Source organism: Neptuniibacter sp. QD34_54 (assembly GCF_047778055.1).
Classification (GTDB): Bacteria; Pseudomonadota; Gammaproteobacteria; order Pseudomonadales; family Balneatricaceae; genus Neptuniibacter.
The window spans coordinates 2472807-2496776 of the sequence record NZ_CP180546.1; the positions used below are offsets into that span (position 1 = coordinate 2472807).

At 48.7% G+C, this 23970-nt stretch carries 1 protein-coding gene; it reads right to left on the reverse strand.

Annotation, left to right across the window (positions count from 1 at the left end):
- Positions 1-46: 46 nt before the first annotated feature.
- Positions 47-23770: a Calx-beta domain-containing protein gene (locus ACMXYP_RS11260; protein WP_415881741.1), complete on the reverse strand. Its 23724-nt coding sequence runs from the start codon at positions 23768-23770 to the stop codon at positions 47-49.
- Between the last annotated feature and the right edge of the window lie 200 nt (positions 23771-23970).

Here is a 23970-nt window from a genome sequence, read left to right on the forward strand (position 1 = left end):
GCACCCATAAAGGGTGCTTTTAACTAGTTGATAACTCTATCGATTATTAGTTGATACCATCATCGATGTTGTTGTTATCAAGAAGCTGCTGTAGTTGCGCCGCTGTATCAGCATCCGCTGCCACGTTGTTCAAATCGATAGTCTGAACAACATTCGAGCTAGATGCATCAGTAATCTGCAACTGCAGGTTGCCATCAGCATTCTCAACTGCAGAGATAACATGCGAACCATCAGATAGCACGTCCGATAGATCAATCACATCGTTTTCTGAAGTATTAAAGTCGTTGATCTCATCGGCAGCTGGTGTAGCCCCCGTTCCTAGATCGGACTTAGACCATACAAACAGATCTTCACCTGCGCCACCGGTTAAGATGTCGTTACCCGCACCACCGATAAGAACATCATCGCCCTCACCTGCAGTAAGGATATCGTTCCCAGAACCAGCCAGTAAGATATCGTCGTGTTCAGTACCGACAAGAGAACTACCAGACTGAGCTTCAATATCTACTATTGTTGAATCCTGAGTCGATGATCCAATTGAAGTTAACGAGTATTCAAATGACTCGTCACCAGTACTTGGATAAGAAGCACCCGATGTATCAATTGCCATATATAGTTCATAGCTACCTGTTTGATCAACAGGACTATCAACCTTCACATAGTAAGCTCCCGCACTTGGCGCTGTATATCCGCCATATGCACCTACAGAGTTTTCGGCAATGGTAGTTAACAAATTACCTTGTGCATCATAGATAGAGACATCAGTATTGATCGACGTATCATCGATATCAAAGTGAATATTCTCACCTTGTGCAAGTGTGATTTCGATCCAATCTTCATCCGTGGCAGATGCTAGAGAACCAATAAATGCGGCAGCAAATCCAGATTCGTTCAAACCTGACAGGTTAGAATTATTAGAACTGAACAAGCTTCGATCACTCATATCCGTTGCTGTTTCACGAGTATTATTAGGACTCGTTGCTTCATCCTCCGTGATCACAGCAGCTTCAGCAGTAGATGAGAAATCACTTTCTTGTAGTAGTGGTGAAGTCGGAGTAAATACGATATCGCCACTATCGTCTACAATTCCGCCAACAACATTAGAAACACCATCGAAAGTTGTACCCTCTGATTCATCGTTATGCAGCAACGCTATTTGCGGAATGATAATTGGTGAACCATCGACAATATTCGTAATAACATTATCTCTGTTTGCATCAATCTCTGCAGTGAAGTCGATATCTAGGTTTAGGTTCAAAGAAGCCGTATCACCATCATTGTCTACTGCAGTGATAGGGAACTGCTCTTGAGAACCCAACAAGGTTGTAGTAACGGTAATATTGTAGCTGTATTCACCTGTAACAAAATTCAACTGCATAGTGCCACCCAATGCGGTATCAACAGTTAATATTTCATTATCAGTACCAGACACTAAACCAGATAGATCAGTCGAAGCAGGGTTAGCTGACATTGCAGAAGTATTCGGATCATACAGGTACTGAACATTATCAATCGTGATCGACGTGATGTAACCACCATCAGCACCAAGTAGGAAACCACTGTCTCCGGTCGTACCCAGGGTACTATCAACCGTACCTGTGATTGAATCAGCACTGAAAGCTTCAAGCAATGCATTTGCTAGATCATTTGGATCAGATAGAAGAATAGTATTTTCTTCAGCTGTATCACTGTTATTTGCATTTACGTAATCGGAATCTGTTGAGTAAGCCACATCGTTAAGGTGGTTAACCGCAGAACTACTGTTGCTAATAACATTACCAATGCCTATCGCATAAGACTCAGTAATAGCATTGTCTTCAAGGAATGCCTGCCAAGCTGCTATACCTGTCAGATTAACACCCGCATCTGTTGTGTATGTAACTGTACTATCAACACCGCGGCCATCATTTGGAACACCATCGGTTACGAAGTAAGCGAACGTCTGATCTGCAGGTGGTGGAGTTACTAATTCATAAGCATCCATTACCTGGTTTAACGCTGTATCGTATTGTGTACCACCATTAGCAATCAACTGATCAAAATAATTGTAAGCAGCTTCAACATCATCGACTAACCAGCCGCTACTACCCGTGTTATCAGAGAAGTCGACGATCATAACATTAACGTTGCCAGCATCATCAGCAGATTCAATTAATTGCTTAAGAGCATCGCGAGCAACTTCTAGGTAGAACAAACCATCACCATAGAAGTTGTCAGCCATACTTCCTGAGCGATCCAATGTAAGAATTAGGTTAGTAGTTGTAATCTCCTGCTCTCCAAGAAGAGTTTGATTAATATCAAACGCTAATAAAGAATCATCTTCAACATTAACCATCAATTCTGCAGTATTGGTGTTAGCACTCTCGTCTGTCACTTCAACTGTAAACAGCAACCCAAGAACATCTTCTACATCACTTACAGAATGATCGATTGGAGCAAGTAGATCCAAATGATAGTCAATACTATGGGTATTACCTGAGCTAACTACAGGATCAAGCGTGATTGTCATCACATAATCGGATGCTGGGACATCAGCAAATGCTAAACCTGAAGTATTGGTATAACCGGTCATTACTCCAGTTACTTCGTCGTAGTGCCATTCAACAACATCACCACCAGAAAGAACACCGGTAGGTCCTGAAATAGAAATATCAAATACAGAACTATCGTAATCAGTGATATAGAGGGTACCGGTTACTGAAGCTGCATCGGTTGTATCTCCAGGTACGGGCGCCAAAGCACCAGTACCATCAGTTTCATCAGCATTACCGCCAGCAAGTCCTTCTTCTGAAACATTAATTGCTGAATCACTAATACGAGGCGCAGAGGAAGGATCAAGAGAGATATCTACAGACCCTAGAGATCGATCACCATCAGCATCTACAAGTGCGTAATCAGCGGAGAAGTCGATGCCTTCTTGATAATTGTTCGAGCTCACGCCGCTGAATGCAATGCGGAACGCATTATCGTGATTGTTTGGCAAAGGAGCTTCGATATAGGACACTACTTGGTTAGTTGAAGCATCAACAAGATCACCACCAACGTAGTAGTAACTTCCCTCAAGATAATCACCCGATACGTCATCAACTGGATATGTAGTAATTTCTGGCGAAGAAATCTCTAAATCAGTGAAGTAAATTGCGCCTTCAAGTAGTGGAATGTCAAAGTTTGTATCAGCATTACCTTGGCTATAGAAAACGCCTGAATAGGTTACTAGAGTACCAGAAGCATCAATACCAGCAGTTACTGTCCAATTAACAGCGTAAACATCTGTGGCCGAGTTGCCGGAACCTTCGACAGTTAAATTAATGCCTCTAATCTGACCAGGATTACCATCAACATCTTGGAAATCCATGAACAACACATCATTGTCATTGAACCAATTTCCATCAACGCCAATAAAGCCATTCTTAGTATTTACAGTAGCCGTATTGCCATTAGCGTCTGAAGAGGCTGTCATACTATCAATAAGATAAGAACCAAAGCCAAGATCAAGTTGACCAGAGTTACCACCACTAATAACGGTACCTTGAGAATCATCAGAATCAACAAAGCCTAATCGTCCAACATTCTCATACAGTTCAAAGCGATACTGAGGATTCATGTCAGAGGTAACATTAGTCGTATCTATAGAAACACTCAGAACATCAGTTCTTACAGTAGCCCCTGTACCATCAATAGTTTCGATATAACCAATTAAGCTACCGATACCATCGTCTTCATATTGAACTTCATAGCCATCAACTGTGAGTGCACGTACTTCACCAGTATCAGGATCGATTGCACCTAGATTAGATGTATCCCATTCAACATAAGTAGCGTCATTAGACACGGTTGCAGAAGTTAAAGTCTGCCAGCCAGAATCATGGCTTCCATCATTTTCAGTTGTAATTGTTAAATTACCAGCAACCGGAGCATCGTCAGAAACATTTACGACAAAGTTTGCAGTCTCTGTGGAACCATCGATAAGTGCTGTAAAAGGAAGTGCAACAGCAGTATCCAATTCACCTTGTACCGTTGGTAAATGATCGATTGGTGCTAACTGAGTAAAGGTATAGCTATCATTAGTGCCGCTGATAGTTAGAGTAAACACTGGGCCATCAATAGTACTACCTGTCAAAGTACGAGTAGCATCATCCCAGTCATAGGAGATCGGCTGACCATTGGATGTATAAAGTGCAGGATCAGGATCAGTATCATCAATTTTAAGCGTAGCGTTATCAGCTACATTGTTGATCGCACCGATATAACTAACATCATTAGTATTATCCAAATCGGTATTTTCGTTAACATCATCATCATCTGCTGAAACATTAACAATACTGAAACTATCATTATCGACTATTTCAGTTTCTACCGAGTTATTCGTTGCATCTTCAGCGATGTGCTCGAAGTTGCTGTCTGTGATCGTATCGATCTCGATGGTGAACGCTTCAGCGCCTTCCGCTAGAACATCATCCAGCGTATCGATGGTGAACGTGGTGCTGTTCTGACCCGCGGGGATCTGAACGCTGGCTACACCAGTGAAGTCTGTACCGTCTGCCGCGACACCACTGTATGTGAATGTAACCGTAATTGGGCTGGTTACATCAGCAGCAGGCTGGTCAACCGATACGGTGTAAGGCGTGGTTGTATTGCCTTCGATGACAGTCGCAGGGCCGGTTAGGGATACGTAAGCCGTCTCTTGATCCGGCTCAGTTGTGCTTGGATCAGTATCATCGGTGATCGTCGTTTCTACTGCGTTGTTGGTTGCATCTTCAGCGATGTGCTCGAAGTTGCTGTCTGTGATCGTATCGATCTCAATCGTGAACGCTTCAGCACCTTCCGCTAGAACATCATCAAGTGTATCGATAGTGAACGTGGTGCTGTTCTGACCCGCTGGGATCTGAACGCTTGCCACACCAGTGAAGTCTGTACCGTCTACCGCGACACCACTGTATGTGAATGTCACGGTAATTGGGCTGGTTACATCAGCAGCAGGCTGGTCAACCGATACGGTGTAAGGCGTTGTAGTTGTACCTTCTACTACAGTCGCAGGGCCGGTTAGGGATACGTAAGCGCTCTCTGTTGTTGGTTCAGTTGTGCTTGGATCAGTATCATCGGTGATCGTCGTTTCTACCGCGTTGTTCGTTGCATCTTCAGCGATGTGCTCGAAATTGCTGTCGGTGATCGTATCGATCTCGATGGTGAACGCTTCAGCACCTTCCGCCAGGACATCATCCAAGGTATCGATGGTGAACGTTGTGCTGTTCTGACCCGCTGGGATCTGAACGCTGGCTACACCAGTGAAGTCTGTACCGTCTGCCGCGACACCACTGTATGTAAATGTAACCGTGATTGGGCTGGTTACATCAGCTGCTGGCTGGTCAACCGATACCGTGTAAGGTGTGGTTGTATTGCCTTCGATGACAGTCGCAGGGCCGGTTAGGGATACGTAAGCCGTCTCTTGATCCGGTTCAGTTGTACTTGGATCAGTATCATCGGTGATCGTCGTTTCTACCGCGTTGTTGGTTGCATCTTCGGCGATGTGCTCGAAGTTGCTGTCTGTGATCGTATCGATCTCGATGGTGAACGCTTCAGCACCTTCCGCCAGGACATCATCCAAGGTATCGATGGTGAACGTTGTGCTGTTCTGACCCGCTGGGATCTGAACGCTGGCTACACCAGTGAAGTCTGTACCGTCTGCCGCGACACCACTGTATCTGAATGTAACCGTGATTGGGCTGGTTACATCAGCTGCTGGCTGGTCAACCGATACCGTGTAAGGTGTGGTTGTATTGCCTTCGATGACAGTCGCAGGGCCTGTTAGGGATACGTAAGCGCTCTCTGTTGTTGGTTCAGTTGTGCTTGGATCAGTATCATCGGTGATCGTCGTTTCTACCGCGTTGTTGGTTGCATCTTCAGCAATATGCTCGAAGTTGCTGTCTGTGATCGTATCGATCTCGATGGTGAACGCTTCAGCACCTTCCGCCAGGACATCATCCAAGGTATCAATAGTGAACGTGGTGCTGTTCTGACCCGCTGGGATCTGAACGCTGGCTACGCCAGTGAAGTCTGTACCGTCTGCCGCTACACCACTGTATGTAAATGTAACCGTGATTGGTGAAGTCACGTCAGCCGCTGGCTGGTCAACCGATACGGTGTAAGGCGTGGTTGTATTGCCTTCGATGACAGTCGCAGGGCCGGTTAGGGATACGTAAGCAGTCTCTTGATCCGGTTCAGTTGTGCTTGGATCAGTATCATCGGTGATCGTCGTTTCTACCGCGTTGTTGGTTGCATCTTCAGCGATATGCTCGAAGTTGCTGTCTGTGATCGTATCGATCTCAATCGTGAACGCTTCAGCACCTTCCGCTAGAACATCATCCAAGGTATCGATAGTGAACGTTGTGCTGTTCTGACCCGCTGGGATCTGAACGCTTGCTACACCAGTGAAGTCTGTACCGTCTGCCGCGACACCACTGTATGTGAACGTAACCGTAATTGGTGAAGTCACGTCAGCCGCTGGCTGGTCAACCGATACGGTGTAAGGCGTGGTTGTATTGCCTTCGATGACAGTCGCAGGGCCGGTTAGGGATACGTAAGCCGTCTCTTGATCCGGCTCAGTTGTGCTTGGATCAGTATCATCGGTGATCGTCGTTTCTACTGCGTTGTTCGTTGCATCTTCAGCGATGTGCTCGAAGTTGCTGTCTGTGATCGTATCGATCTCAATCGTGAACGCTTCAGTACCTTCCGCCAGGACATCATCTAAGGTATCAATAGTGAACGTGGTGCTGTTCTGACCTGCTGGGATCTGAACGCTTGCTACACCAGTGAAGTCTGTACCGTCTGCCGCGACACCACTGTATGTGAATGTAACCGTAATTGGGCTGGTTACATCAGCAGCAGGCTGGTCAACCGATACGGTGTAAGGCGTTGTAGTTGTACCTTCTACTACAGACGCAGGGCCTGTAAGAGATACGTAAGCCGTCTCTTGATCCGGTTCAGTTGTGCTTGGATCAGTATCATCGGTGATCGTCGTTTCTACCGCGTTGTTGGTTGCATCTTCAGCGATATGCTCGAAGTTGCTATCCGTAATCGTATCGATCTCGATGGTGAACGCTTCAGCACCTTCCGCTAGAACATCATCAAGTGTATCGATAGTGAACGTGGTGCTGTTCTGACCTGCAGGGATCTGAACGCTTGCTACACCAGTAAAGTCAGTACCGTCTGCCGCGACACCACTGTATGTGAATGTAACCGTAATTGGTGAAGTCACGTCAGCCGCTGGCTGGTCAACCGATACGGTGTAAGGTGTGGTTGTATTGCCTTCGATGACAGTCGCAGGGCCTGTTAGGGATACGTAAGCGCTCTCTGTTGTTGGTTCAGTTGTGCTTGGATCAGTATCATCGGTGATCGTCGTTTCTACTGCGTTGTTCGTTGCATCTTCAGCGATGTGCTCGAAGTTGCTGTCTGTGATCGTATCGATCTCAATCGTGAACGCTTCAGTACCTTCCGCCAGGACATCATCTAAGGTATCAATAGTGAACGTGGTGCTGTTCTGACCTGCTGGGATCTGAACGCTTGCTACACCAGTGAAGTCTGTACCGTCTGCCGCGACACCACTGTATGTGAACGTCACAGTAATTGGTGAAGTCACGTCAGCCGCTGGCTGGTCAACCGATACGGTGTAAGGCGTGGTTGTATTGCCTTCGATGACAGTCGCAGGGCCGGTTAGGGATACGTAAGCACTTTCTGTTGTTGGTTCAGTTGTGCTTGGATCCGCATCATCAGTGATCGTCGTTTCTACTGCGTTGTTCGTTGCATCTTCAGCGATGTGCTCGAAGTTGCTATCCGTAATCGTATCGATCTCGATGGTGAACGCTTCAGCACCTTCCGCTAGAACATCATCAAGTGTATCGATAGTGAACGTGGTGCTGTTCTGACCTGCAGGGATCTGAACGCTTGCTACACCAGTAAAGTCAGTACCGTCTGCCGCGACACCACTGTATGTGAATGTAACCGTAATTGGTGAAGTCACGTCAGCCGCTGGCTGGTCAACCGATACGGTGTAAGGCGTGGTTGTATTGCCTTCGATGACAGTCGCAGGGCCGGTTAGGGATACGTAAGCGCTCTCTGTTGTTGGTTCAGTTGTGCTTGGATCAGTATCATCGGTGATCGTCGTTTCTACTGCGTTGTTCGTTGCATCTTCAGCGATGTGCTCGAAGTTGCTGTCTGTGATCGTATCGATCTCAATCGTGAACGCTTCAGTACCTTCCGCCAGGACATCATCTAAGGTATCAATAGTGAACGTGGTGCTGTTCTGACCTGCTGGGATCTGAACGCTTGCTACACCAGTGAAGTCTGTACCGTCTGCCGCGACACCACTGTATGTGAACGTCACAGTAATTGGTGAAGTCACGTCAGCCGCTGGCTGGTCAACCGATACGGTGTAAGGCGTGGTTGTATTGCCTTCGATGACAGTCGCAGGGCCGGTTAGGGATACGTAAGCACTTTCTGTTGTTGGTTCAGTTGTGCTTGGATCCGCATCATCAGTGATCGTCGTTTCTACTGCGTTGTTCGTTGCATCTTCAGCGATGTGCTCGAAGTTGCTATCCGTAATCGTATCGATCTCGATGGTGAACGCTTCAGCACCTTCCGCTAGAACATCATCAAGTGTATCGATAGTGAACGTGGTGCTGTTCTGACCTGCAGGGATCTGAACGCTTGCTACACCAGTAAAGTCAGTACCGTCTGCCGCGACACCACTGTATGTGAATGTAACCGTAATTGGTGAAGTCACGTCAGCCGCTGGCTGGTCAACCGATACGGTGTAAGGCGTGGTTGTATTGCCTTCGATGACAGTCGCAGGGCCGGTTAGGGATACGTAAGCAGTCTCTTGATCCGGTTCAGTCGTTGTAGGATCGCTGTCATCAGTGATCGTGGTATCAACCGAGTTGTTGGTCGCATCAGGACCAATGACTGGGTAGTTAGTATCTGTGATGCTATCAATAGCAATCGTGAACGTCTCAGCACCTTCCGCTAGGACATCATCCAAGGTATCAATAGTGAACGTGGTGCTGTTCTGACCCGTAGGGATCTGAACGCTTGCCACACCGGTAAAGTCAGTACCGTCTGCCGCAACACCCGTGTAGGTAAACGTCACAGTAATTGGTGTAACAACAGATGCTGCTGGTTGATCAACCGATACAGTATAAGGTGTTGTTGTATCACCCTCGATAACAGACGCAGGACCAGTCAGAGAAACTAGAGCCCCATCATTATCTGTAATTTCAGTTTCAACAGAGTTATTCGTTGCATCTTCAGCAATATGCTCGAAGTTACTATCCGTAATCGAATCTATCGAAATTGTAAATGCCTCTGTTTCTTCTGCTAACAGATCATCCAAAGTATCGATGGTAAACGTTGTGCTGTTCTGACCCGCTGGGATCTGAACGCTTGCCACACCAGTGAAGTCTGTACCGTCTACCGCGACACCACTGTATGTGAATGTCACGGTAATTGGGCTGGTTACATCAGCTGCTGGCTGATCAACCGATACGGTGTAAGGCGTGGTTGTATTGCCTTCGATGACAGTCGCAGGGCCGGTTAGGGATACGTAAGCCGTCTCTTGATCCGGTTCAGTTGTGCTTGGATCAGTATCATCGGTGATCGTCGTTTCTACCGCGTTGTTCGTTGCATCTTCGGCGATGTGCTCGAAGTTGCTGTCGGTGATCGTATCGATCTCGATGGTGAACGCTTCAGCACCTTCCGCCAGGACATCATCCAAGGTATCAATAGTGAACGTGGTGCTGTTCTGACCCGCTGGGATCTGAACGCTGGCTACGCCAGTGAAGTCTGTACCGTCTGCCGCGACACCACTGTATGTGAATGTAACCGTAATTGGGCTGGTTACATCAGCAGCAGACTGGTCAACCGATACTGTGTAAGGCGTTGTAGTTGTACCTTCTACTACAGACGCAGGGCCTGTTAGGGATACGTAAGCCGTCTCTTGATCCGGTTCAGTTGTGCTTGGATCAGTATCATCGGTGATCGTCGTTTCTACTGCGTTGTTCGTTGCATCTTCAGCGATGTGCTCGAAGTTGCTGTCTGTGATCGTATCGATCTCGATGGTGAACGCTTCAGCACCTTCCGCTAGGACATCATCCAAGGTATCGATGGTGAACGTGGTGCTGTTCTGACCTGCAGGGATCTGAACGCTTGCCACACCGTTGAAGTCTGTACCGTCTGCCGCGACACCACTGTATGTGAATGTAACCGTGATTGGTGAAGTCACGTCAGCCGCTGGCTGATCTACAGATACCGTGTAAGGTGTGGTTGTATTGCCTTCTACTACAGACGCAGGGCCTATTAGGGATACGTAAGCCGTCTCTTGATCCGGCTCAGTTGTTGTAGGATCGCTGTCATCAGTGATCGTCGTTTCTACCGCGTTGTTCGTTGCATCTTCGGCGATGTGCTCGAAGTTGCTGTCGGTGATCGTATCGATCTCGATGGTGAACGCTTCAGCACCTTCCGCCAGGACATCATCCAAGGTATCAATAGTGAACGTGGTGCTGTTCTGACCCGCTGGGATCTGAACGCTGGCTACGCCAGTGAAGTCTGTACCGTCTGCCGCGACACCACTGTATGTGAATGTAACCGTAATTGGGCTGGTTACATCAGCAGCAGACTGGTCAACCGATACTGTGTAAGGCGTTGTAGTTGTACCTTCTACTACAGACGCAGGGCCTGTTAGGGATACGTAAGCCGTCTCTTGATCCGGTTCAGTTGTGCTTGGATCAGTATCATCGGTGATCGTCGTTTCTACTGCGTTGTTCGTTGCATCTTCAGCGATGTGCTCGAAGTTGCTGTCTGTGATCGTATCGATCTCGATGGTGAACGCTTCAGCACCTTCCGCTAGGACATCATCCAAGGTATCGATGGTGAACGTGGTGCTGTTCTGACCTGCAGGGATCTGAACGCTTGCCACACCGTTGAAGTCTGTACCGTCTGCCGCGACACCACTGTATGTGAATGTAACCGTGATTGGTGAAGTCACGTCAGCCGCTGGCTGATCTACAGATACCGTGTAAGGTGTGGTTGTATTGCCTTCTACTACAGACGCAGGGCCTATTAGGGATACGTAAGCCGTCTCTTGATCCGGCTCAGTTGTTGTAGGATCGCTGTCATCAGTGATCGTCGTTTCTACTGCGTTGTTCGTTGCATCTTCAGCGATGTGCTCGAAGTTGCTGTCCGTGATCGTATCGATCTCAATCGTGAACGTCTCAGCGCCTTCCGCTAGAACATCATCAAGTGTATCGATAGTGAACGTGGTGCTGTTCTGACCTGCTGGGATCTGAACGCTTGCTACACCAGTGAAGTCTGTACCGTCTGCCGCGACACCCGTGTAGGTGAACGTCACTGTAATTGGTGAAGTCACGTCAGCGGCTGGCTGGTCAACCGTTACGGTGTAAGGCGTTGTAGTTGTACCTTCTACTACAGACGCAGGGCCTGTTAGAGATACGTAAGCAGTCTCTTGATCCGGCTCAGTCGTTGTTGGATCGCTATCATCAGTGATCGTGGTATCAACGGAGTTGTTGGTCGCATCTTCGGCAATGTGCTCGAAGTTGCTGTCCGTGATCGTATCGATCTCGATGGTGAACGCTTCAGCACCTTCCGCCAAGACATCATCCAAGGTATCAATGGTGAACGTGGTGCTGTTCTGACCTGCTGGGATCTGAACGCTTGCCACACCAGTGAAGTCTGTACCGTCTGCCGCAACACCACTGTATGTGAATGTAACCGTAATTGGGCTGGTTACATCAGCAGCAGGCTGGTCAACCGATACGGTGTAAGGCGTTGTAGTTGTACCTTCTACTACAGTCGCTGGACCGGTTAGGGATACGTAAGCCGTCTCTTGATCAGGTTCAGTTGTGCTTGGATCCGCATCATCAGTGATCGTCGTTTCTACTGCGTTGTTCGTTGCATCTTCAGCGATGTGCTCGAAGTTGCTGTCTGTGATCGTATCGATCTCGATGGTGAACGCTTCAGCACCTTCCGCCAGGACATCATCCAACGTATCAATGGTGAACGTTATGCTGTTCTGACCTGCTGGGATCTGAACGCTGGCTACACCAGTGAAGTCTGTACCGTCTGCCGCTACACCACTGTATGTAAATGTCACAGTGATTGGTGAAGTCAAATCAGCGGCTGGTTGATCTACAGATACTGTGTAAGGCGTTGTAGTTGTACCTTCTACTACAGACGCAGGGCCGGTTAGGGATACGTAAGCCGTCTCTTGATCCGGTTCAGTTGTGCTTGGATCCGTATCATCGGTGATCGTCGTTTCTACCGCGTTGTTCGTTGCATCTTCAGCGATGTGCTCGAAGTTGCTGTCTGTGATCGTATCGATCTCAATCGTGAACGCTTCAGTACCTTCCGCCAGGACATCATCCAAGGTATCAATAGTGAACGTGGTGCTGTTCTGACCCGCGGGGATCTGAACGCTGGCTACACCAGTGAAGTCTGTACCGTCTGCCGCGACACCACTGTATGTGAATGTAACCGTAATTGGGCTGGTTACATCAGCAGCAGGCTGGTCAACCGATACGGTGTAAGGCGTTGTAGTTGTACCTTCTACTACAGACGCAGGGCCTGTTAGGGATACGTAAGCCGTCTCTTGATCCGGTTCAGTTGTGCTTGGATCAGTATCATCGGTGATCGTCGTTTCTACTGCGTTGTTGGTTGCATCTTCAGCGATGTGCTCGAAGTTGCTGTCTGTGATCGTATCGATCTCAATGGTGAACGCTTCAGCGCCTTCCGCTAGAACATCATCCAAGGTATCAATGGTGAACGTGGTGCTGTTCTGACCTGCAGGGATCTGAACGCTTGCCACACCGTTGAAGTCTGTACCGTCTGCCGCTACACCACTGTATGTGAATGTAACCGTGATTGGTGAAGTCACGTCAGCCGCTGGCTGATCTACAGATACCGTGTAAGGTGTGGTTGTATTGCCTTCTACTACAGACGCAGGGCCTATTAGGGATACGTAAGCCGTCTCTTGATCCGGCTCAGTTGTTGTAGGATCGCTGTCATCAGTGATCGTCGTTTCTACTGCGTTGTTGGTTGCATCTTCAGCGATGTGCTCGAAGTTGCTGTCTGTGATCGTATCTATCTCAATCGTGAACGTCTCAGCGCCTTCCGCTAGAACATCATCAAGTGTATCGATAGTGAACGTGGTGCTGTTCTGACCTGCTGGGATCTGAACGCTTGCTACACCAGTGAAGTCTGTACCGTCTGCCGCGACACCACTGTATGTAAATGTAACCGTGATTGGGCTGGTTACATCAGCTGCTGGCTGGTCAACCGATACGGTGTAAGGTGTGGTTGTATTGCCTTCGATGACAGTCGCAGGGCCTGTTAGGGATACGTAAGCGCTCTCTGTTGTTGGTTCAGTTGTGCTTGGATCAGTATCATCGGTGATCGTCGTTTCTACTGCGTTGTTGGTTGCATCTTCAGCGATGTGCTCGAAATTGCTGTCGGTGATCGTATCGATCTCGATGGTGAACGCTTCAGCACCTTCCGCCAGGACATCATCCAAGGTATCGATGGTGAACGTTGTGCTGTTCTGACCCGCGGGGATCTGAACGCTTGCTACACCAGTGAAGTCTGTACCGTCTGCCGCGACACCACTGTATCTGAATGTAACCGTGATTGGGCTGGTTACATCAGCTGCTGGCTGGTCAACCGATACCGTGTAAGGTGTGGTTGTATTGCCTTCGATGACAGTCGCAGGGCCTGTTAGGGATACGTAAGCGCTCTCTGTTGTTGGTTCAGTTGTGCTTGGATCCGTATCATCGGTGATCGTCGTTTCTACTGCGTTGTTGGTTGCATCTTCAGCGATGTGCTCGAAGTTGCTATCCGTGATCGTATCGATCTCGATGGTGAACGCTTCAGCACCTTCCGCTAGAACATCATCCAGCGTATCGATGGTGAACGTGGTGCTGTTCTGACCCGCGGGGATCTGAACGCTGGTTACACCAGTGAAGTCTGTACCGTCTGCCGCGACACCACTGTATGTGAATGTAACCGTAATTGGGCTGGTTACATCAGCAGCAGGCTGGTCAACCGATACGGTGTAAGGTGTTGTCGTTGTACCTTCCACTACAGACGCAGGGCCTGTTAGAGATACGTAAGCCGTCTCTTGATCCGGTTCAGTTGTTGTAGGATCGCTGTCATCAGTGATCGTGGTATCAACCGAGTTATTGGTCGCATCTTCAGCAATATGCTCGAAGTTGCTATCCGTGATCGTATCGATCTCAATCGTGAACGTCTCAGCGCCTTCCGCTAGGACATCATCCAAGGTATCGATAGTGAACGTTGTGCTGTTCTGACCCGCTGGGATCTGAACGCTTGCTACACCAGTGAAGTCTGTACCGTCTGCCGCGACACCACTGTATGTAAATGTCACAGTGATTGGTGAAGTCAAATCAGCGGCTGGTTGATCTACAGATACTGTGTAAGGCGTTGTAGTTGTACCTTCTACTACAGACGCAGGGCCGGTTAGGGATACGTAAGCCGTCTCTTGATCCGGTTCAGTTGTGCTTGGATCCGTATCATCGGTGATCGTCGTTTCTACCGCGTTGTTCGTTGCATCTTCAGCGATGTGCTCGAAGTTGCTGTCTGTGATCGTATCGATCTCAATCGTGAACGCTTCAGTACCTTCCGCCAGGACATCATCCAAGGTATCAATAGTGAACGTGGTGCTGTTCTGACCCGCGGGGATCTGAACGCTGGCTACACCAGTGAAGTCTGTACCGTCTGCCGCGACACCACTGTATGTGAATGTAACCGTAATTGGGCTGGTTACATCAGCAGCAGGCTGGTCAACCGATACGGTGTAAGGCGTTGTAGTTGTACCTTCTACTACAGACGCAGGGCCTGTTAGGGATACGTAAGCCGTCTCTTGATCCGGTTCAGTTGTGCTTGGATCAGTATCATCGGTGATCGTCGTTTCTACTGCGTTGTTGGTTGCATCTTCAGCGATGTGCTCGAAGTTGCTGTCTGTGATCGTATCGATCTCAATGGTGAACGCTTCAGCGCCTTCCGCTAGAACATCATCCAAGGTATCAATGGTGAACGTGGTGCTGTTCTGACCTGCAGGGATCTGAACGCTTGCCACACCGTTGAAGTCTGTACCGTCTGCCGCTACACCACTGTATGTGAATGTAACCGTGATTGGTGAAGTCACGTCAGCCGCTGGCTGATCTACAGATACCGTGTAAGGTGTGGTTGTATTGCCTTCGATGACAGTCGCAGGGCCGGTTAGGGATACGTAAGCAGTCTCTTGATCCGGTTCAGTCGTTGTAGGATCGCTGTCATCAGTGATCGTGGTATCAACCGAGTTGTTGGTCGCATCAGGACCAATGACTGGGTAATTAGTATCTGTGATGCTATCAATAGCAATCGTGAACGTCTCAGCACCTTCCGCTAGGACATCATCCAAGGTATCAATAGTGAACGTGGTGCTGTTCTGACCCGTAGGGATCTGAACGCTTGCCACACCGGTAAAGTCAGTACCGTCTGCCGCGACACCACTGTATGTAAACGTTACTGTAATTGGCGTAACAACAGATGCAGCAGGCTGATCTACCGATACGGTGTAAGGTGTGGTTGTATCACCCTCGATAACAGACGCAGGACCAGTCAGAGAAACTAGAGCTCCATCATTATCTGTAATTTCGGTATCAACCGAGTTGTTGGTTGCATCTTCAGCGATGTGCTCGAAGTTGCTGTCTGTGATCGTATCGATCTCAATCGTGAACGCTTCAGCACCTTCCGCTAGAACATCATCAAGTGTATCGATAGTGAACGTGGTGCTGTTCTGACCCGCTGGGATCTGAACGCTTGCCACACCAGTGAAGTCTGTACCGTCTACCGCGACACCACTGTATGTGAATGTCACGGTAATTGGGCTGGTTACATCAGCTGCTGGCTGATCAACCGATACGGTGTAAGGCGTGGTTGTATTGCCTTCGATGACAGTCGCAGGGCCTGTTAGGGATACATAAGCGCTCTCTGTTGTTGGTTCAGTTGTTGTAGGATCGCTGTCATCGGTGATCGTCGTTTCTACCGCGTTGTTCGTTGCATCTTCAGCGATGTGCTCGAAGTTGCTGTCTGTGATCGTATCGATCTCAATCGTGAACGCTTCAGCACCTTCCGCTAGAACATCATCCAGCGTATCGATGGTGAACGTTGTGCTGTTCTGACCTGCTGGGATCTGAACGCTTGCTACACCAGTGAAGTCTGTACCGTCTGCCGCGACACCACTGTATGTAAATGTAACCGTGATTGGGCTGGTTACATCAGCTGCTGGCTGGTCAACCGATACGGTGTAAGGCGTTGTAGTTGTACCTTCTACTACAGACGCAGGGCCTGTTAGGGATACGTAAGCCGTCTCTTGATCCGGTTCAGTTGTGCTTGGATCAGTATCATCGGTGATCGTCGTTTCTACTGCGTTGTTGGTTGCATCTTCAGCGATGTGCTCGAAGTTGCTGTCTGTGATCGTATCGATCTCAATCGTGAACGCTTCAGCACCTTCCGCTAGAACATCATCAAGTGTATCGATAGTGAACGTGGTGCTGTTCTGACCCGCTGGGATCTGAACGCTTGCTACACCAGTGAAGTCTGTACCGTCTGCCGCGACACCACTGTATGTAAATGTAACCGTGATTGGGCTGGTTACATCAGCTGCTGGCTGGTCAACCGATACGGTGTAAGGTGTGGTTGTATTGCCTTCGATGACAGTCGCAGGGCCTGTTAGGGATACGTAAGCGCTCTCTGTTGTTGGTTCAGTTGTGCTTGGATCCGTATCATCGGTGATCGTCGTTTCTACTGCGTTGTTGGTTGCATCTTCAGCGATGTGCTCGAAGTTGCTATCCGTAATCGTATCGATCTCGATGGTGAACGCTTCAGCACCTTCCGCCAGGACATCATCCAGCGTATCGATGGTGAACGTGGTGCTGTTCTGACCCGCGGGGATCTGAACGCTGGCTACACCAGTGAAGTCTGTACCGTCTGCCGCGACACCACTGTATGTAAACGTTACAGTGATTGGGCTGGTTACATCAGCAGCAGGCTGGTCAACCGATACGGTGTAAGGTGTTGTCGTTGTACCTTCCACTACAGACGCAGGGCCTGTTAGAGATACGTAAGCCGTCTCTTGATCCGGTTCAGTTGTTGTAGGATCGCTGTCATCAGTGATCGTGGTATCAACCGAGTTATTGGTCGCATCTTCAGCAATATGCTCGAAGTTGCTATCCGTGATCGTATCGATCTCAATCGTGAACGTCTCAGCGCCTTCCGCTAGGACATCATCCAAGGTATCGATAGTGAACGTTGTGCTGTTCTGACCCGCTGGGATCTGAACGCTTGCTACACCAGTGAAGTCTGTACCGTCTGCCGCAACACCACTGTATGTGAATGTAACCGTAATTGGTGAAGTCACGTCAGCCGCTGGCTGATCTACAGATACGGTGTAAGGCGTGGTTGTATTGCCTTCGATGACAGTCGCTGGACCGGTTAGGGATACGTAAGCACTTTCTGTTGTTGGTTCAGTTGTGCTTGGATCCGCATCATCAGTGATCGTCGTTTCTACCGCGTTGTTGGTTGCATCTTCAGCGATGTGCTCGAAGTTGCTGTCTGTGATCGTATCGATCTCGATGGTGAACGCTTCAGCACCTTCCGCCAGGACATCATCCAAGGTATCAATAGTGAACGTGGTGCTGTTCTGACCTGCTGGGATCTGAACGCTTGCTACACCAGTGAAGTCTGTACCGTCTGCCGCGACACCACTGTATGTGAACGTCACAATAATTGGTGAAGTCACGTCAGCCGCTGGCTGGTCAACCGATACGGTGTAAGGTGTTGTCGTTGTACCTTCCACTACAGACGCAGGGCCGGTTAGGAATACGTAAGCAGTCTCTTGATCCGGTTCAGTTGTGCTTGGATCAGTATCATCGGTGATCGTCGTTTCTACTGCGTTGTTGGTTGCATCTTCAGCGATATGCTCGAAGTTGCTGTCTGTGATCGTATCGATCTCAATCGTGAACGCTTCAGCACCTTCCGCTAGAACATCATCAAGTGTATCGATAGTGAACGTGGTGCTGTTCTGACCTGCAGGGATCTGAACGCTTGCCACACCGTTGAAGTCTGTACCGTCTGCCGCTACACCACTGTATGTGAATGTAACCGTGATTGGTGAAGTCACGTCAGCCGCTGGCTGATCTACAGATACCGTGTAAGGTGTGGTTGTATTGCCTTCTACTACAGACGCAGGGCCTATTAGGGATACGTAAGCCGTCTCTTGATCCGGCTCAGTTGTTGTAGGATCGCTGTCATCAGTGATCGTCGTTTCTACTGCGTTGTTCGTTGCATCTTCAGCGATGTGCTCGAAGTTGCTGTCCGTGATCGTATCGATCTCAATCGTGAACGCTTCAGCACCTTCCGCCAGGACATCATCCAAGGTATCAATAGTGAACGTGGTGCTGTTCTGACCCGCTGGGATCTGAACGCTGGCTACGCCAGTGAAGTCTGTACCGTCTGCCGCGACACCACTGTATGTGAATGTAACCGTAATTGGGCTGGTTACATCAGCAGCAGGCTGGTCAACCGATACGGTGTAAGGCGTTGTAGTTGTACCTTCTACTACAGACGCAGGGCCTGTAAGAGATACGTAAGCAGTCTCTTGATCCGGTTCAGTTGTGCTTGGATCAGTATCATCGGTGATCGTCGTTTCTACCGCGTTGTTGGTTGCATCTTCAGCGATGTGCTCGAAATTGCTGTCGGTGATCGTATCGATCTCGATGGTGAACGCTTCAGCACCTTCCGCCAGGACATCATCCAAGGTATCGATGGTGAACGTTGTGCTGTTCTGACCCGCGGGGATCTGAACGCTTGCTACACCAGTGAAGTCTGTACCGTCTGCCGCGACACCACTGTATGTGAATGTAACCGTAATTGGTGAAGTCACGTCAGCCGCTGGCTGGTCAACCGATACGGTGTAAGGCGTGGTTGTATTGCCTTCGATGACAGTCGCAGGGCCGGTTAGGGATACGTAAGCAGTCTCTTGATCCGGTTCAGTCGTTGTAGGATCGCTGTCATCAGTGATCGTGGTATCAACCGAGTTATTGGTCGCATCAGGACCAATGACTGGGTAATTAGTATCTGTGATGCTATCAATAGCAATCGTGAACGTCTCAGCACCTTCCGCTAGGACATCATCCAAGGTATCAATAGTGAACGTGGTGCTGTTCTGACCCGTAGGGATCTGAACGCTTGCCACACCGGTAAAGTCAGTACCGTCTGCCGCGACACCACTGTATGTAAACGTTACTGTAATTGGCGTAACAACAGATGCAGCAGGCTGATCTACCGATACGGTGTAAGGTGTGGTTGTATCACCCTCGATAACAGACGCAGGACCAGTCAGAGAAACTAGAGCTCCATCATTATCTGTAATTTCGGTATCAACCGAGTTGTTGGTTGCATCTTCAGCGATGTGCTCGAAGTTGCTGTCTGTGATCGTATCGATCTCAATCGTGAACGCTTCAGCACCTTCCGCTAGAACATCATCAAGTGTATCGATAGTGAACGTGGTGCTGTTCTGACCCGCTGGGATCTGAACGCTTGCCACACCAGTGAAGTCTGTACCGTCTACCGCGACACCACTGTATGTGAATGTCACGGTAATTGGGCTGGTTACATCAGCTGCTGGCTGATCAACCGATACGGTGTAAGGCGTGGTTGTATTGCCTTCGATGACAGTCGCAGGGCCTGTTAGGGATACATAAGCGCTCTCTGTTGTTGGTTCAGTTGTTGTAGGATCGCTGTCATCGGTGATCGTCGTTTCTACCGCGTTGTTCGTTGCATCTTCAGCGATGTGCTCGAAGTTGCTGTCTGTGATCGTATCGATCTCAATCGTGAACGCTTCAGCACCTTCCGCTAGAACATCATCCAGCGTATCGATGGTGAACGTTGTGCTGTTCTGACCTGCTGGGATCTGAACGCTTGCTACACCAGTGAAGTCTGTACCGTCTGCCGCGACACCACTGTATGTAAATGTAACCGTGATTGGGCTGGTTACATCAGCTGCTGGCTGGTCAACCGATACGGTGTAAGGCGTTGTAGTTGTACCTTCTACTACAGACGCAGGGCCTGTTAGGGATACGTAAGCCGTCTCTTGATCCGGTTCAGTTGTGCTTGGATCAGTATCATCGGTGATCGTCGTTTCTACTGCGTTGTTGGTTGCATCTTCAGCGATGTGCTCGAAGTTGCTGTCTGTGATCGTATCGATCTCAATCGTGAACGCTTCAGCACCTTCCGCTAGAACATCATCAAGTGTATCGATAGTGAACGTGGTGCTGTTCTGACCCGCTGGGATCTGAACGCTTGCTACACCAGTGAAGTCTGTACCGTCTGCCGCGACACCACTGTATGTAAATGTAACCGTGATTGGTGAAGTCACGTCAGCCGCTGGCTGGTCAACCGATACGGTGTAAGGCGTGGTTGTATTGCCTTCGATGACAGTCGCAGGGCCGGTTAGGGATACGTAAGCCGTCTCTTGATCCGGCTCAGTTGTGCTTGGATCAGTATCATCGGTGATCGTCGTTTCTACTGCGTTGTTCGTTGCATCTTCAGCGATGTGCTCGAAGTTGCTGTCTGTGATCGTATCGATCTCAATCGTGAACGCTTCAGTACCTTCCGCCAGGACATCATCTAAGGTATCAATAGTGAACGTGGTGCTGTTCTGACCTGCTGGGATCTGAACGCTTGCTACACCAGTGAAGTCTGTACCGTCTGCCGCGACACCACTGTATGTGAATGTAACCGTAATTGGGCTGGTTACATCAGCAGCAGGCTGGTCAACCGATACGGTGTAAGGTGTTGTCGTTGTACCTTCCACTACAGACGCAGGGCCTGTTAGAGATACGTAAGCCGTCTCTTGATCCGGTTCAGTTGTTGTAGGATCGCTGTCATCAGTGATCGTGGTATCAACCGAGTTATTGGTCGCATCTTCAGCAATATGCTCGAAGTTGCTATCCGTGATCGTATCGATCTCAATCGTGAACGTCTCAGCGCCTTCCGCTAGGACATCATCCAAGGTATCAATAGTGAACGTTGTGCTGTTCTGACCCGCTGGGATCTGAACGCTTGCTACACCAGTGAAGTCTGTACCGTCTGCCGCAACACCACTGTATGTGAATGTAACCGTAATTGGTGAAGTCACGTCAGCCGCTGGCTGATCTACAGATACGGTGTAAGGCGTGGTTGTATTGCCTTCGATGACAGTCGCTGGACCGGTTAGGGATACGTAAGCACTTTCTGTTGTTGGTTCAGTTGTGCTTGGATCCGCATCATCAGTGATCGTCGTTTCTACTGCGTTGTTCGTTGCATCTTCAGCGATGTGCTCGAAGTTGCTGTCTGTGATCGTATCGATCTCGATGGTGAACGCTTCAGCACCTTCCGCCAGGACATCATCCAAGGTATCAATAGTGAACGTGGTGCTGTTCTGACCTGCTGGGATCTGAACGCTTGCTACACCAGTGAAGTCTGTACCGTCTGCCGCGACACCACTGTATGTGAACGTCACAGTAATTGGTGAAGTCACGTCAGCCGCTGGCTGGTCAACCGATACGGTGTAAGGCGTGGTTGTATTGCCTTCGATGACAGTCGCAGGGCCGGTTAGGGATACGTAAGCAGTCTCTTGATCCGGTTCAGTTGTGCTTGGATCAGTATCATCGGTGATCGTCGTTTCTACCGCGTTGTTGGTTGCATCTTCAGCGATATGCTCGAAGTTGCTGTCTGTGATCGTATCGATCTCAATGGTGAACGCTTCAGCACCTTCCGCTAGAACATCATCCAAGGTATCAATGGTGAACGTGGTGCTGTTCTGACCTGCTGGGATCTGAACGCTTGCTACACCAGTGAAGTCTGTACCGTCTGCCGCGACACCACTGTATGTGAACGTAACCGTAATTGGTGAAGTCACGTCAGCCGCTGGCTGGTCAACCGATACGGTGTAAGGCGTGGTTGTATTGCCTTCGATGACAGTCGCAGGGCCGGTTAGGGATACGTAAGCCGTCTCTTGATCCGGCTCAGTTGTGCTTGGATCAGTATCATCGGTGATCGTCGTTTCTACTGCGTTGTTCGTTGCATCTTCAGCGATGTGCTCGAAGTTGCTGTCTGTGATCGTATCGATCTCAATCGTGAACGCTTCAGTACCTTCCGCCAGGACATCATCTAAGGTATCAATAGTGAACGTGGTGCTGTTCTGACCTGCTGGGATCTGAACGCTTGCTACACCAGTGAAGTCTGTACCGTCTGCCGCGACACCACTGTATGTGAATGTAACCGTAATTGGGCTGGTTACATCAGCAGCAGGCTGGTCAACCGATACGGTGTAAGGCGTTGTAGTTGTACCTTCTACTACAGACGCAGGGCCTGTAAGAGATACGTAAGCCGTCTCTTGATCCGGTTCAGTTGTGCTTGGATCAGTATCATCGGTGATCGTCGTTTCTACCGCGTTGTTGGTTGCATCTTCAGCGATATGCTCGAAGTTGCTATCCGTAATCGTATCGATCTCGATGGTGAACGCTTCAGCACCTTCCGCTAGAACATCATCAAGTGTATCGATAGTGAACGTGGTGCTGTTCTGACCTGCTGGGATCTGAACGCTTGCTACACCAGTGAAGTCTGTACCGTCTGCCGCGACACCACTGTACGTAAACGTTACAGTGATAGGGGAAGTTACGTCAGCTGCTGGCTGGTCTACAGAGACTGTATAAGGCGTTGTAGTATTACCCTCAATAACAGATGATGGCCCCGTAAGGGAGACTATTGCGGTCTCTTGATCAGGCTCTTTTATATCTGGATTGCTATCATCTAAAACTGTAGTTACTACAGTCCCATTAACAATTTCAACATTACTAATACCACCGCCATTAATTGATTCTATATTCGCGGTAAAACGCTCATCGCCATCAGCCAAGACATCATCAAGCGTTTCAACATTAAAACTAACAGACGTCTGACCTGCAGGAATAATAACATCCTGAACTACAGGTACTAAATCACCATCATCCGTCGTGATATGACCAGTAGTGACACTAATAGACATATCAGCTGCTGGCGCACGAGTAATAGTAATGGTGTAAGTTGCCACTTCACCTTCAATAACCGTAGCTGGCCCAATAAGATTAATTCCTACACTTTCAGGTGTAATCTGTTCATTATCTTCAGGATTTATTTGCTCATCATTCACGCCCTCAAAAACTTCACGCGTGTCATCACCCTGCGTAAAGCCAATAGTTTCATAACCAGCGGTTGGATCTACTTCTTCAGCCGTACGTTCAATGTTTACTGTACTAGAGCCTTCATTACCTAGGCCACCCGCTGCTGGAGCATTTCCTCCTGCGGCAGTTTCTTCAGCTACATCAGTAGGGTCGGCACCCGCTAAAATTGCAGCCTGAATAGATTCCACATCAGCTACAGCCTCTGTAAGATCGAAGTCATCTGCTTCTATATATGTCTCACTACTAGCTAACCAGTTCTGCCCACCCTCTAATCGAACGGGTTCACCACCTTCCATTGCGATTTCGATAGATGCATCTGCTGCAACGCGAACCATTTCGTCTACGTATATTTCGTCGCCTAATGCTAATAGCCTTTCTGTACCGTCTGCTTTAATAGCTACTGCACGACCAATTAGATGCGAAACTGTGCCAATAACGTTCATACTTACAAATCCTTAGAAAACAGATCTTTGGGTGATTACACTCTTTATAGATGCACAAAACATTAAAAACTATTGTACCGAGGTACAGGTACCTATTTTTTTCTAGTTTTTAATAAGTTAGATCAAATTATTCGAAATCAAAAAGACACCTTACGTAGGCCACATTTATCTCATCTGAACAAAATTCGAACTAATCTCAG